12 protein-coding genes are annotated in these 12804 nt (G+C 42.0%); 6 read left to right on the forward strand and 6 right to left on the reverse strand.

Going from position 1 to position 12804, the window contains the following annotated elements; genetic code table 11:
• Positions 1-67: 67 nt before the first annotated feature.
• Positions 68-868, reverse strand: coding sequence for an EcoRI family type II restriction endonuclease (locus HFV01_RS03955; protein ID WP_193520847.1), 801 nt, complete (start codon positions 866-868; stop codon positions 68-70).
• Positions 861-1844: a DNA-methyltransferase gene (locus HFV01_RS03960; RefSeq protein WP_193520848.1), complete on the reverse strand. Its 984-nt coding sequence runs from the start codon at positions 1842-1844 to the stop codon at positions 861-863. Before HFV01_RS03960 ends, HFV01_RS03955 begins: the two co-directional genes overlap by 8 nt.
• 414 nt (positions 1845-2258) lie before the next feature.
• On the opposite strand from HFV01_RS03960, the gene HFV01_RS03965 reads away from it, so the two are divergent.
• Both HFV01_RS03965 and HFV01_RS03970 read left to right on the forward strand, forming a co-directional pair.
• The gene (locus HFV01_RS03965) at positions 2259-2606 is read left to right on the forward strand and encodes a hypothetical protein (RefSeq protein ID WP_193520849.1); all 348 of its coding nucleotides are present in this window, start codon (positions 2259-2261) and stop codon (positions 2604-2606) included.
• A 29-nt stretch (positions 2607-2635) separates the two neighbouring features.
• Positions 2636-4093, forward strand: coding sequence for a hypothetical protein (locus HFV01_RS03970; protein WP_006668461.1), 1458 nt, complete (start codon positions 2636-2638; stop codon positions 4091-4093).
• Between the two features lie 37 nt (positions 4094-4130).
• On the opposite strand, the gene HFV01_RS03975 is transcribed toward HFV01_RS03970, so the two are convergent.
• The 4 genes from HFV01_RS03975 to pgl all read right to left on the reverse strand — a co-directional run bounded on the left by HFV01_RS03975 (position 4131) and on the right by pgl (position 7289).
• Positions 4131-4484, reverse strand: coding sequence for an FHA domain-containing protein (locus tag HFV01_RS03975; protein ID WP_241081011.1), 354 nt, complete (start codon positions 4482-4484; stop codon positions 4131-4133).
• Positions 4485-4807: 323 nt separating this feature from the next.
• On the reverse strand, positions 4808-5512 hold the full coding sequence (locus tag HFV01_RS03980) for a PRC-barrel domain-containing protein (RefSeq protein WP_193520850.1): 705 nt from the start codon (positions 5510-5512) through the stop codon (positions 4808-4810).
• Positions 5513-5644: 132 nt separating this feature from the next.
• Complete coding sequence (locus tag HFV01_RS03985; RefSeq protein WP_006623806.1) at positions 5645-6484, reverse strand: double zinc ribbon and FHA domain-containing protein; 840 nt, start codon at positions 6482-6484, stop codon at positions 5645-5647.
• Between the two features lie 79 nt (positions 6485-6563).
• On the reverse strand, positions 6564-7289 hold the full coding sequence (pgl, locus tag HFV01_RS03990) for a 6-phosphogluconolactonase (protein WP_193521258.1): 726 nt from the start codon (positions 7287-7289) through the stop codon (positions 6564-6566).
• A 688-nt stretch (positions 7290-7977) separates the two neighbouring features.
• Here pgl and HFV01_RS03995 point away from each other — a divergent pair.
• The 4 genes from HFV01_RS03995 (at position 7978) to HFV01_RS04010 (ending at position 12765) form a co-directional block, all read left to right on the forward strand.
• On the forward strand, positions 7978-8280 hold the full coding sequence (locus HFV01_RS03995; RefSeq protein ID WP_006623809.1) for a hypothetical protein: 303 nt from the start codon (positions 7978-7980) through the stop codon (positions 8278-8280).
• Between the two features lie 238 nt (positions 8281-8518).
• Positions 8519-10906: an ATP-binding cassette domain-containing protein gene (locus tag HFV01_RS04000; RefSeq protein ID WP_193520851.1), complete on the forward strand. Its 2388-nt coding sequence runs from the start codon at positions 8519-8521 to the stop codon at positions 10904-10906.
• Positions 10907-11086: 180 nt separating this feature from the next.
• Positions 11087-12241 carry an AAA family ATPase gene (locus HFV01_RS04005; protein WP_231296330.1) on the forward strand — a complete coding sequence of 385 codons (1155 nt, stop codon included), beginning with the start codon at positions 11087-11089 and terminating at the stop codon, positions 12239-12241.
• Positions 12235-12765, forward strand: coding sequence for a DUF4276 family protein (locus tag HFV01_RS04010; RefSeq protein ID WP_006623814.1), 531 nt, complete (start codon positions 12235-12237; stop codon positions 12763-12765). Before HFV01_RS04005 ends, HFV01_RS04010 begins: the two co-directional genes overlap by 7 nt.
• Positions 12766-12804: the final 39 nt, after the last annotated feature.

A 12804-nucleotide genomic window follows, 5' to 3' on the forward strand; every position in this document is an offset into this window, starting at 1 on the left:
GGAGGGTTAGGGTGGGGTTCTTCCCTCCGGTCCCCTCCCCTTGGCAAGGGGAAAATTTTCTTGCATATTACCCTAGCTGATTTAAAATTCCTATGGATGTCTTTGCAATATCCATCATAATCTGTTGCATTTCATCCTCTTTCCAAGGTTCGCATCTTGCGTATATGGAAGCTGCTTGAAGCATGATGGAAGAGTTATTATGACCTATAAAGATATTCTTACAGTAGTTGTTGTTAATCTTCATGCAATAATTCGCTGCTGTTACCCTGTCAATTCTGTTCATTGTACCTGAGTTATGTCTAATTTCCACAAAAGAACCGTCTGGTTTGAATACCTGAACAGTTTCGGTTGCAAAATTTGAACCCTGCAAGAATACTGCATACGGGAAATGATATTCGTCCAGCATGAAGTTCCTAATTTCATTAATGTTTTTGTAAACTCTTTCGATTGCATTCCCCGCTACCATTAAATCTTTATCTTTGTTCTTCCCAACAAGTACCCCTGCCTTGATATTTTCAACATCTTTCCCCTGAAATTTTGCTTCGCTAACTAAAATTACCCGCCATTTCTTATCTTTGTCCCGAACCTCGATGATTCCTCCATCGGGTTGGATATTTGACACTTTTACAAAAAGAGTTTCTCCCAATCGCTTATCTATTGAGTTTAGCTTCTCATTTATCTCCTGTTTGCTGATCCCTCTCCTAAATCTGAATTCGTATTTCGGATATTCTTGTTTAAGCTTGTTGAATACATTCATACTTGCACTACGAACAGAGTTATCATGCACCTGAGCATCTTCGCCAAAGATACCGCTTGCACCTCCCGATGATATCTGCTGATTGGTTAGCCGTCTTGTTTGTCTACTCATTGGAATAATCCTTTACAATGGAATTACGCTGAAGTTCTTGATTTGCACAACCAATTTCATCAAGTACAGAGTCAATATTAGAATCTTTTATTAAGCTATATTCAGGCAGAAATATATTCGATCTAATCTGATCAATATGTTTGTCTAAATAACTGTGCAATTTAATATCTGAATCTACCAAGAGTGAATGCCGCCGCTCTTCTATGCAAACACGCCCCGTTGTTCCAGAGCCAGCAAAAAAATCAAGGACTATCGAACCCTCAAACGACAGAGCTTTAACAAAGCGTCGGATAAGCTCGGCAGGCTTTTGCGTTAGATGGCCAACTCTCTCCTTTGAATTGCCATTTAGTCTACCTATTTCCCAAACATTGGTAGGATTTTTCCCCTTGTCAATACTTTCCGGCTTGAGGCGCTTATCTTTTTTGTACATCTCTTTTGTCGCCTCATCAAATGGCACTCTAACAGAGTCCAGATCGAAATAGTATTTTTTCGTTTTGGAGAGCCAAACTGCTTCTTCATGCCTGTTGGCAAAAAAGCGATGTGCACTCATACCGTTCTTGTAGTACCAAATAATAAGATTGACAAATCGTAAATCTGTTTCATGGCGAGTGTAATGGAGGATTTCAAGGAGGTCTCCCTTCTTGAAATCCTGATATTGGAAGCCACCAAAAATGACACAATTACCTGAAGCAGATAACACACGATAAATTTGATTTAACCATCCTTTCGCCCAATTTAGATAGTTATGGAAACTATCCCAGTTGTCTATATCAAGATTATAGGGCGGATCTATTAAAATTAGTTGAACTGATGAATCAGGTAGTGCCTTTAAAAAGTCAACCGCATCTTGGATAAAGACACCATGAACACTACGATGCGGTGAAATTCCAGTAATCGTTGAACTATGCAGAACTCTATTTTTTTTTAATTTATTTATTGTAATATGTCCACTATTGAAATGCGATTTATTAGCCATATAGCGTTACTTTCTTTTGACTTTGTAGTGATTAATGACTGTTCAGTTTCGTCGTCCTACTGCCGCCTAACTATTTATTAGACAGCAAGTACAAGATAACTCACCCCTAGAGGGGTTGTCAAGCAACTGGGGTCTAGCTCCGGTATTATGGGTGTTATCCCGCAACTGCGGGATAACACCCGCTTTAGTGGTATTTTACCGCAAATGGTATCATGGAAGGAACCCAACCCGAACCCAACCAGCAACCCAACACGGAACCCAACCCGAACCCAACACGGAACCCAACACGGAACCCAACCCAAGAAGCCACAGCCAAAACCAAGTGGTAAAAAAGGGGGGTTTCTGTGTTAAAATGAGGTAAGACAGCTTAAATGCTGCCAGAAACAGGGTTTTCTAATCTAAGGAGATTGTACCATGAGCGATCGCATTCCGTCAGATTTCCAAATTATTGAAGACTTCCTGACCTGGCTGGAACAAGCAAAAACCGACCCCCAAAATTACCCGCAACTGTCGGAAAATCTACAAGCATTAGAAGACGAATTGACCGCCGCCGAGGATAAAACCTTAAAGCTGGCTAAAATCATTAAAGGCTGGTGTAACAAGCATCAAATCACAGAACAGTTAATAACTGTGCGCCTTCACATGGCTCAACAAGGGGATAAAATCCCGAAGCCAGCGGAGGGAGAACGCCCAGAAATTGTCTATAATAAGGCTTTATTAGTGGCTAGGGTGCGAGAGGGGAAAGAAGCAGCGCAGTCTTAACCTTTTTAGCCAACTTAGCAGCCAGAAACATGAGCGATAAAATAGCCCCAATTTATGCCCCTAGTTTATATTGGTTCGCCTATCAATATCATCGAGGGTTAGTGACATCAAATGATGATACCCCCGCCCAAACTTTAGACGACATTAACCCCCAATGGGTGCGGGCAAAATATGGCAGTATTTTTAACAAGTTCAAGGTAGACTTACCGCTAGATATTCGGTTAGATGAACCCTCCCAAAATTTCGATTTGCTCGTGGGGGCTGATGATAAAAGAGCTATCAAATTTTTTACCACCAAACAGGATTTGGAAGGGTTTATTTATCCTCAATGTCTCCATGATAGTTATGCCCTAAATCTGAATATTTACCAACCGGAAAACCCCGGACAAGATGAATATCAACTGGCGGATTTAGCTAAATTTAACCCGGAGAATTGCTTTAAACCGGAACCGGAATCGGCTGCTAATTTAGGGCAAACTCTGTTATTAAGTGCCTATTTAAACACGACAAAACCGGAGCATATCCGCGACTTGGAACCCTTGGCTAGAGAGGGCTGGATTAAGTTTTTTCACCTGGAAAATGGCGAAAATTTACCCCGTCTCTATCGCGCTTATAATCTGCTGGGGGGATATCTCTACGAGTACGGTAGTCCGAAGGCGGATTTACAGGAAAATCCCTACGGTCATTTATTGACTTGGTTTCTATTTGAAGAACAGCCAACTGTAATCCTGCAAAAGTGTTATTGGGAATTGCCGGAATTACTACTATATTATCACAAAATCGCCAAAAGTTTTCAAGATAGTCGGATTTATTACCATCACGCCGATCGCATTGTGACGGAAAATGAAATCCAATTAAGTGAGTTACATCAAAACTATCTGAATCGGGAAAAAACGGAAACGCTGTCCGCCGCCGAATTGCAAAAGTTGAAAATCACGTTAAAAACGCTGCTGGCGACTTCCCTCAACTATTCTCAACAACTGCGAAATATGGAATATGCGCGCAATACGATCGCCATCAATAGCAAAAACTATCAAACGACCTTAGAACGCATGGAACAACTAGCGGACACCACCCTAAAAGATTGGCGGTTATTTTACGAAAAGGAAGCGATCGCCTTTCAGGAACAAATCCGCGCGGATTTAAACTATTTTAACCCCGGTTCCAACCTACTTAATCAAGCCATTGCGACGATTCGGGGATTAGTAGAAATTGACCAAGCGGAACGCGATCGCCACATACAAGAAAAGCAGCAACAACTAGAGGATCACATTCAGGCGTTGGGGGTAGGAATTGCTGGGGGTGCGATCGTTGCTTCCTGTAGCGGATTGTTATTTGAACAGCAACGGATGACCTTTCCCTGGGAAGCAGAATTTGGCAAATATCCCCATCCGTTTTTGAGTGCGATCGCTATCAGTAGCCTGATAGCTTATTTAGCCTTCAAAGCTGCTCAATATGGGATTAAAAAAAGGCGATCGCGATCGTGATTTGACCAGATTAAAGCTAGTTAAATTCCCTGAATGTTTAATCATCATCATCATCATCAAACTCGATCCGGGTGGTATGACCTGGGTCGGATTCGGTGATATCATTGGCTGCTAAATCTTCTAAATCGGGGATATCTAATTGCTTGTTGAGTTGAATATCATTAACAGGTTTTAAGCGAATTAAAAGCCGGGGTCCGGTATGTCCTAAACGGACTACCATACCATCTACAATTCGCCTCTTGTTAACCATCTGATTATTAACATAAGTGCCATTAGCACCAAAATTGACTAATTCCCATCCAGAGGTTTTATTCCACAATTCCAGATGATGTCTTGAAACCACGGCACTACCAATAGTAACATCATTATCTTTCGAGCGACCAATACGCAAGATCGGTTTATCCTCAAAAGTCCAACGATGCAAAGGAATAGGTCGGCTAGAATGAAGCAGGATGAGAGTAATCACACCAAAATTTAATAGGCAAAAATATACAACAAACTGGTGAAGGATAGATAACCCACCTATAAGTTATAGTGTGATTAGCAGAGCAGATTTTGAGCCTTTTCTGCTAAGTTTTTCACTGGTCATCATAGGTGTAATCAATGACTACAGACAGCTTTAATATCAAATAAGTAAGTTTCCCAAAATCAAGACTAAGCCTTATATATGGTCATGGGAGGCATTTGGATCACCTACTTATTAATCTGATTCATCTATTGTGGCTGGCTTGAATCCTTAGAGCCAACTTTTTCGCTATCATCTTCGCGATCATCTTGATCAGCCACCCTTTCCAATGATTTAGATAACTTTTGGGCTTCTTGTTTTAAGCCTTCCAGGTCGCTGAGAGTCCTTTCCAAATCCTCCTGTAAAAATTCCGCCGCCTGACGAATTTTTTGATCTAAGCCTTCTGTATACTGGGGCGGATTTTCAACCATTGATTCTGACACAATTACTCGCTTACTACCCGCACTGGTCATGGCTGATGCTGGCATAATATAGACTCCCTGTAAAATGCCTCGCAAACCACCATCAGTTTTGAACAAATAATTAGTCACTGTACCCGTATCATTTTTAATTAGATAGTCAACCAGAACCCCCACTTTTTTACCAGCATTAGTCCACACTTCATGATTAATGCTAGAATCAGCATTTTCTGGCAATATAAAATTGCCCTCATCTGAGGATTTATTCACCAGAACAGCATCGACCCCAATAGTCTCAATTTGTTGCCAACTAAATGCCCGTTTTTTGCCTCCCACTGGTAACATTCCTGACTTGGTAGTGAAGCCTATCACTTGGTTGGAGTTCAGATCTGCTGCTCTTTCTTCGATGTGGCCTAATTGTTCGACACTTTGGCGATCGAGGACTAGGCGACCGATTAGGTCACTACGTTTGATGATTCCTTTCTTAGCGTTCATAGCCAATTTTTCCTTTTACAGTTACAGCCATTATTAATTGTAACATAATTGTTGACAAAGCACAGCCAATGTGTTAAAAATCATCCCGGTTTCCAGTGAGTTTTGAGTGGCTGGCAATTGACGGGTCAGGTCTTAGGACAACTGAAAAATAAACGACACCAGATCCCCTTTACCTAAAGCGATGCGATCGCCTGGTCGCAACCGATGACGGTTTCCTTTTGGCAGAGGAATATTGTTAATATATGTTCCGTTAGAACTACCCACATCCTCAATATAATAGGCATCGCCTTCTAGGCGAATATTAGCATGGGTTCGCGAAACGATTTCCGCATTAGTAAACCCAGAAACATCTATATCCGGGGGAACTAGATCATTAGGTTTACCAATATGAATCACGGGTAAGTTTTGGGGGATTTCTAGCGGAGTTGTACTTTGAACATGAATCAATTTAGCAGTTTGTTGCTGAAGTTGGGTGGCGTGAGTTCCCGCGCTCACCACTGCTGCTGGGGGGGGTGAGGATGGTAGGGGTATGGCTGTGGTGGGGACTGTTGTTGACTGAGTTGGGGGTTGTACTGGGTCTGGGTCTGGGTCTGGGTCTGGGTCTGGGTCTGGCTGAGGTGGCGGGAAAGATGGACTAGGACTAGCAACGGGTGAGGGACCTGATTTTTGTAAATTCACAGCCGAATTAGAACCAGATGCTACTGTGGGGACCTCTTCATCTGGTAAGGGGTCAGGAAGTACCAAATCTGGTAGCGGCGGAACTACTGTCGGAATTAAATCAGGGTTCTGGTTTTCTTCACCGCCTGGGGTCGGTAGCAAATTATAACCACACTGACCGCAGAAAGAAGCATCGGCTTGGACTGTTGCGCCACAATTGGGACAACTGGTGGTCGTGGGAAGGGGAGTATAACAAGATTCGCACTGAGTTGCGCCCTCTGGGTTCTGATGATTACAGTTTGGACAGACAATCATAGAGTTCTCCTTACGCTATCGAAAGCGATCGCACCATAGCTAACAATTAGATCCTAACCTAGCATCAGTCTCTAAAATCTCAGCTTTTCTGGATTTCTTCTCCCGCCGCCGCATCAAGTAGCCACCAAAGTTCACCCTGGGGTTGAATGAAGCGACTGGGGTAGGCGTTTGCATCCCCTGTGGGTGCAAAAACTTCAGCCAAAGCCGATCGCTTACTAGCCCCGGCTACCAGGAAGACGACACAATCAGCTTGATTGATTAGGGGAATGGTGAAGGTGATGCGAGGTTCACCGTCTTTATTGCCAACTGTTACTAGGCGATCGCACACTTGTAGTGCATCTGTAAAAGGAAACAGAGAGGCTGTATGGGCATCATCCCCCATTCCCAACAATATCATATCAAATCTGGGAAATTCTCCGGGAGCCACCCCAAAAAATTCTCGAATTTGGCGATCGTGCTTTTCTGCGTCTACTTGGGGATTGCCACTACCTGTGGGCATAGGATGAATGTTAGACTCTGGGAAGTTTACCCGATCTAACCAAGCACTGCGAGCCATTTTTTGGTTACTATCTGGGTGGTCTGGGGGTACATAGCGTTCATCTCCCCAGAAAATATGGATCTGGTCTAGGGGTAGATCTTGTTTGGCTAAGGCCTCATAAACGGGTTTGGGAGTCCCTCCCCCAGCTAAGGCTATGGTAAACCGATTTCGGCTTTGAATCGCCGCCTCCATTTTGCTGAGGATGATTTCTGGCGATCGCTCGACTATTTGGTCGCGGGTAGCTAAAACTTCGATTCTTTTGTGCATCATATCCTCAAAATCAGCTTTTACCACATCATAAAACCTTTTTCTGGCAAATCGTCAATTAGTTACCGAGTCTACCCTCACCGGGACAGTATAGCCTCCGAAAAATCACGGATTCAAGATCACAAGTCCTAGGTGTTTCATATCACAATCATATCTGATCAATTTCACCTGAACAAGGGCATAGTATCACTGAAATAAGAGATGTTTCCCACAATAATGAACATACAGGGCATAGTTTTTAGAGTTCATACCGATTTCAACCCAACTCTAACCCTCTAGTCCTCCCGCCCCTGATCTGTAAAGACTGAGGGCGATTTGATCAGAATTAAGCAGATGGATACTCAAATTGGTTACAAAAAACTAAAGTCTAATCCATTCACCACTTACCGTGACCCCATAAGTGGCAAATGGATCGTGATCAAGTCTGAGGAAAAAAAAACTCAAGCACAAGCGGCTTGAAGTGGCCAGAAACCTCAGAGTTAAACAATGGTCATGACAGTTGAAAGGTCGCCAAACACCTAGGTTGACATCTCAGTTATTATGCCAGTCTTTCTGGTTTTGGGTGACTACTACAGATCTAAATTTGATGGTTTTGGGAACTGTCACAGTTCAAATACTGTCACATACACTATCCCAAAGTTAATCAGACACTGGGTATATTACAGTTATCGAGTTCACACAAAAAACGATGACATCTACCATTTTTTCCCCTACTACCTCCGATGTTGAATCCAATTCTTGGCTATATCTAATTGCCGATGAGGTTGATCACTTTACTGGAGATGATTGGCTGGCCTTGTGTCCAGATATTGACGAAGGCGAACTTTATCGCGACTGGTTTATCTGGTATGATGCCGATGTTAATGGCAGTTGGGAAGCCTACGACCACTTAACAGGTGAACAAATTATTTCTCCTGATTTGGAGTGGATTAAGTCCCAAATTGATGCTATTGAAAATCGCCGACAACTGTCATATATTCATATAGCATAAACTTCTCTATTGGTGAAGAAAATTTTGATAAAACCCTATCAATTCTTGGGGATATTACCCCAGATTACTAAAATTATCCAACTGATTCAACCCTCGGCTACTTCCTTCGGTCCCCCTAATTCAGGGGGATTTTTAATTGTCCCTAGTCCCTAGTCCCCTGTCCATAGTCCCTGGTCTGTTAACTCAACAGGTGCATATATTTGCTATGCTGACCTGATAGGATTTGGGAGGTGTAGGGATGACGCGTTTAAATGGGAAGTCCAACTTATCTAAGAAGTCCCCCTATTTAGAATTAAACAATCAGGGACAAATTATCACCTTTGAATTGACCCAAAATCAGCATATTTTGGGGCGCGATCGCAGCCGCGCTGATTTAGTAGTTCCCGAAACCTGGCTGGTGATTTCCTCCGGTCATCTAATGCTACGCCAAATCGGAGACACCTACCATATTTTTGACGGAGACGGACAGCAACCCAGCACTAATGGTCTGTTTGTCAACCATACTAGAATTACAGTTAAGGAAGGCTATCGACTACATAGTGGGGTGGAAATTACCATCGGTCAGAATCCCAAAAATCAGATTAGGTTGCGCTACTTTGACCCCAATAATCCCAGCACCTCCCCCTATTCAGCCATTCCGGCTATCTCTTTAAAAGAGCGATCGGTGATGTTAGGTAGAGACTCCACCGCGACAGTACAGTTAGATTCCCCTATTGTATCACGATGTCATGGGATTATTGAACCATTAGACACGGGTCATTATATTTTAAATGATTATAGTGCTAACGGCATATTTGTTAATGGTAAAAGAATCGAGAAAGCTACGCGATTGCTAGATGGCGATACCATCAGAATCGGTCCGTTTACCCTGATGCGTCAGGGGGATAATTTAGAAATCATGGATTTAGGCGATCGCATTAGATTAGATGCTCAAAGATTGCTGCGATTAGTTCGCGATCGACGAGGGAAATCGAAGGTATTATTAAGTGATTTAACCTTCGCCATTGAACCCGGACAATTTGTAGCATTAGTGGGGGGGAGTGGTGCAGGAAAATCTACCCTAATGCGAACGTTATTGGGTCTGAGTCCGACTACTAAGGGTTCCGTTTATTTGAATGGTGACGAATTACAACAAAACTTTAATCTCTATCGTCATCAAATAGGTTATGTTCCCCAGGATGATATTATTCATCGCCACTTAACGGTAGGAGAAGTTCTCACCTATGCGGCTAAATTACGCTTACCCCCAGACGCAGATATTGAAGCCACAGTTACTAAAACTCTCTATGAAATAGAAATGCTCGATCGCCGTGATGTCATGGTGTCGCAACTTAGCGGCGGACAACGAAAACGGGTTAGTATCGGGGTGGAATTGTTAGCGGATCCTAAGTTATTTTTTCTTGATGAACCGACATCAGGACTTGATCCGGGGTTGGATAAAAAGATGATGGAATTGTTGCGTCGTTTGGCTAACCAAGGACGGACAGTGATTTTAGTTACCCACGCCACCGCCAATATGATGATGTGCGATCGAGTCGTGTTTTTAGGAAGGGGAGGAAGGTTATGTTATTTTGGACCCCCAGGGGAAGCCTTCGAGTTTTTTGATTTAGATACGGGAGATTTTGCCGATATTTATAATTTGTTGGAAGAGGGAGAAGCGATCGCTCAAGATTGGTCTTTACGGTTTCGCAAATCTCCCCAATTTCAGAATTATGTAGTTAATCATCTAACTGGGGGAGAAACACCCGAAAAACAGCGGCAACCTGCCACGCAAAAACTCGCCAATATTCCCCAACAATTATCAATTTTAACTCAACGCTATTGGCGGCTTATTAAGCGAGATCCGTTTAATTTATTACTGAATTTGCTAACCGCGCCTGTGGGAATTTTATTGATTAGGTTAGCTATAGGCGATCAAGACCCCTTTCTGGGAGATGCTGACATCAGTTTAGCATCTTTAGCGCGACAAGTGTTATTTGTTTTTACCTGTGCCTCTATCTGGGTGGGTTTATCTAGTTCTCTGCAAGAATTAGTGAAAGAAACCGCTATTTATACCCGCGAAAGGTTAGTAAATTTACGGATTGTTTCTTATTTAGGATCCAAATTCATTGTCTTATCAGGATTGGCCCTTTTACAAACCCTGTTCATGGTAGGGATAATTGCCATCTGCTTTCAATCTCCATCAACCCCTTTATTCCCATGGATTTTAGGGGTAAGTATTACCACCTTTTTGACCCTCATATCAGCCATGGGTTTAGGTGTGTTAGTATCCGCTTATGTGCAAAATAGCGCCCAGGCTAATAGTGCATTACCCCTGCTATTATTACCACAAATTATTTTTTCTGGGGTATTATTTCAAATGTCAGGAATTAGCCGAGTAGTTTCTTGGTTAATGGTCAGTCGCTGGTCTATGGGTGCTTATGGTTCCCTGGTCGATATAAATTCCCTAATTCCCCCACCCGTAACCCTCCCTGATGGCACAATTATTCCCCAACCCTTTGAGTTATCATCAGTTTATGAACCCACCTGGGAAAATTTATTATTAAATTGGGGTATATTGGGGTTACATTTATTGATTTATTGGGGATTAACTGCGATTATTCAGAAGCAAAAAGACATCATTTAGACTACTTACTATTTTACCATATACCCCGGCTAGGCTGCCAATCTTGGAGGATGGCTATAGTATGGCTACAGTAATCTCTCTGTCAAAATTGACCATGAGCCGGGATTTGTGTTATATTAGATTAGACCTATTTACCTATTTAAAAATTTAATGGTGTCCCAGTTTATTCATAGTCTAAAGTTGCGAAACTTGCTCTCCTACGGGAGTGATACAGAACCGCTTAAATTAGAGCCTTTAAATGTATTAATCGGTCGTAACGCTTCCGGTAAATCTAATTTAATCGAAGCCTTGGGGATTTTAAAAGCCACTCCTACAGATTTAACTACTCCCATTCGTCAAGGAGGAGGAATTAGTGATTTCCTGTGGAAAGGAACCCAAAAAATTCCTATAGCCGAAATTGACGCAACTATTGCACCCCTAGAAGGTTCAATGAATCTGCGCTACAGAATCAGTTTTACCGAAACTGGTCAGAGGTTAGAAATCATTGATGAAGCAATCGAAAATGAACAGCCTTATCCAGGAGAAAATGAACCATATTTTTTTTATCGTTATCAAGGGGGTCGTCCAGTTATCAATGAGGCTACCGAAGTTGATGGATACAAAAAAAGAGCCTTACGTCGAGAAACTCTGAGTCCCGAACAATCAGTTTTATCCCAAAGAAAAGATCCAGATATGTATCCTCAGTTAAGTTATCTGGCTGCTCAATTTGCACAGATTAATCTATATCGTAACTGGCAAATTGGCAGATATTCTGAACCCAGATTGGCTCAACAAACTGATTTACCTTCCCACCCAATATTAGAAGATATTAGTAACCTGGGATTGGTGTTAAATAACTTACAATATCAATTGGGAAGTCGGGAAATTATCGAGAATTTACAAAAATTTTACGAAGAAGCCGAGGAACTGATCATCAAAATTTATGGTGGTACAGTCCAGATATTTATTCGCGAAAAAGATTTAATTCAGCCGATCCCAGCTACTCGTCTTTCTGATGGTACACTGCGTTATTTATTTTTAATGGCTTTACTACTTGATCCGACACCAGGACCGATTTTATGTATAGAAGAACCCGAAATAGGTTTACATCCTGATATACTCCCAATGATTGCTGAAATGCTAATATCCGCCTCAGAAAGAACTCAACTGATTGTTACAACCCATTCTGATGCTTTAATATCAGCACTTCCGCCGGAGTCAGTATTAGTATGCGATCGCCATGAAAGTGGAAGTTTTATTCGTCGATTGGAAGCCGATAAACTCAAAAAATGGCTGGAAAACTACACTCTGGGAGACTTATGGAGAATGGGTGAAATTGGGGGAAATCGATGGTAAAGGAAATTCGCATTTATATTGAAGGTGGGGGAGATAGTAAAAATACTAAAGCTCGACTTAGAAGTAGTTTTAATCAGTGCTTTAGAGACTTGGTAAAAAAGGTTCGTGTTCGCCGGATCAAATGGAATATAATTATCTGTGGCTCGCGGAATAATGCCTATGAATGTTTTACCAAGGCTTTAGTAGATCATCCGAATTGTTGCAATATTTTATTAGTTGACTCAGAAGCACCTGTCACCAATAACAACCCATGGCAACATTTAAGAAATCGAGATCACTGGAATGATGCCCAAGTTAGCGATCGCTACTGTCATCTTATGGTACAAGCAATGGAGGCTTGGTTTATTGCTGATATTGATGCCTTAATTAAGTTCTACGGAAACGGATTTAGAAAAAACTTAATCCCTGAAAATTCTAATGTGGAAATCATAGCCAAGGACAGATTACCAACTATTCTCAATGAAGCAACTCGTCATACCCAAAAAGGCAAATATCAGAAAATTGCTCATGGTTGCCAGCTTTGAGAAATCATAGACATTAACAAAGTTCGTGCTGCTTCTAGT

It is taken from the genome of Limnospira fusiformis SAG 85.79 (genome assembly GCF_012516315.1).
GTDB lineage: Bacteria > Cyanobacteriota > Cyanobacteriia > Cyanobacteriales > Microcoleaceae > Limnospira > Limnospira fusiformis.

Excerpts from the sequence above, each read along its gene's own strand:
- HFV01_RS03955 (WP_193520847.1), bottom strand. The coding sequence starts at position 868 with ATGAGTAGACAAACAAGACGGCTAACCAATCAGCAGATATCATCGGGA.
- HFV01_RS03960 (WP_193520848.1), bottom strand. The coding sequence starts at position 1,844 with ATGGCTAATAAATCGCATTTCAATAGTGGACATATTACAATAAATAAA.
- HFV01_RS03965 (WP_193520849.1), top strand. The coding sequence starts at position 2,259 with ATGAGCGATCGCATTCCGTCAGATTTCCAAATTATTGAAGACTTCCTG.
- HFV01_RS03970 (WP_006668461.1), top strand. The coding sequence starts at position 2,636 with ATGAGCGATAAAATAGCCCCAATTTATGCCCCTAGTTTATATTGGTTC.
- HFV01_RS03980 (WP_193520850.1), bottom strand. The coding sequence starts at position 5,512 with ATGAACGCTAAGAAAGGAATCATCAAACGTAGTGACCTAATCGGTCGC.
- HFV01_RS03985 (WP_006623806.1), bottom strand. The coding sequence starts at position 6,484 with ATGATTGTCTGTCCAAACTGTAATCATCAGAACCCAGAGGGCGCAACT.
- pgl (WP_193521258.1), bottom strand. The coding sequence starts at position 7,289 with ATGCACAAAAGAATCGAAGTTTTAGCTACCCGCGACCAAATAGTCGAG.
- HFV01_RS03995 (WP_006623809.1), top strand. The coding sequence starts at position 7,978 with ATGACATCTACCATTTTTTCCCCTACTACCTCCGATGTTGAATCCAAT.
- HFV01_RS04000 (WP_193520851.1), top strand. The coding sequence starts at position 8,519 with ATGACGCGTTTAAATGGGAAGTCCAACTTATCTAAGAAGTCCCCCTAT.
- HFV01_RS04010 (WP_006623814.1), top strand. The coding sequence starts at position 12,235 with ATGGTAAAGGAAATTCGCATTTATATTGAAGGTGGGGGAGATAGTAAA.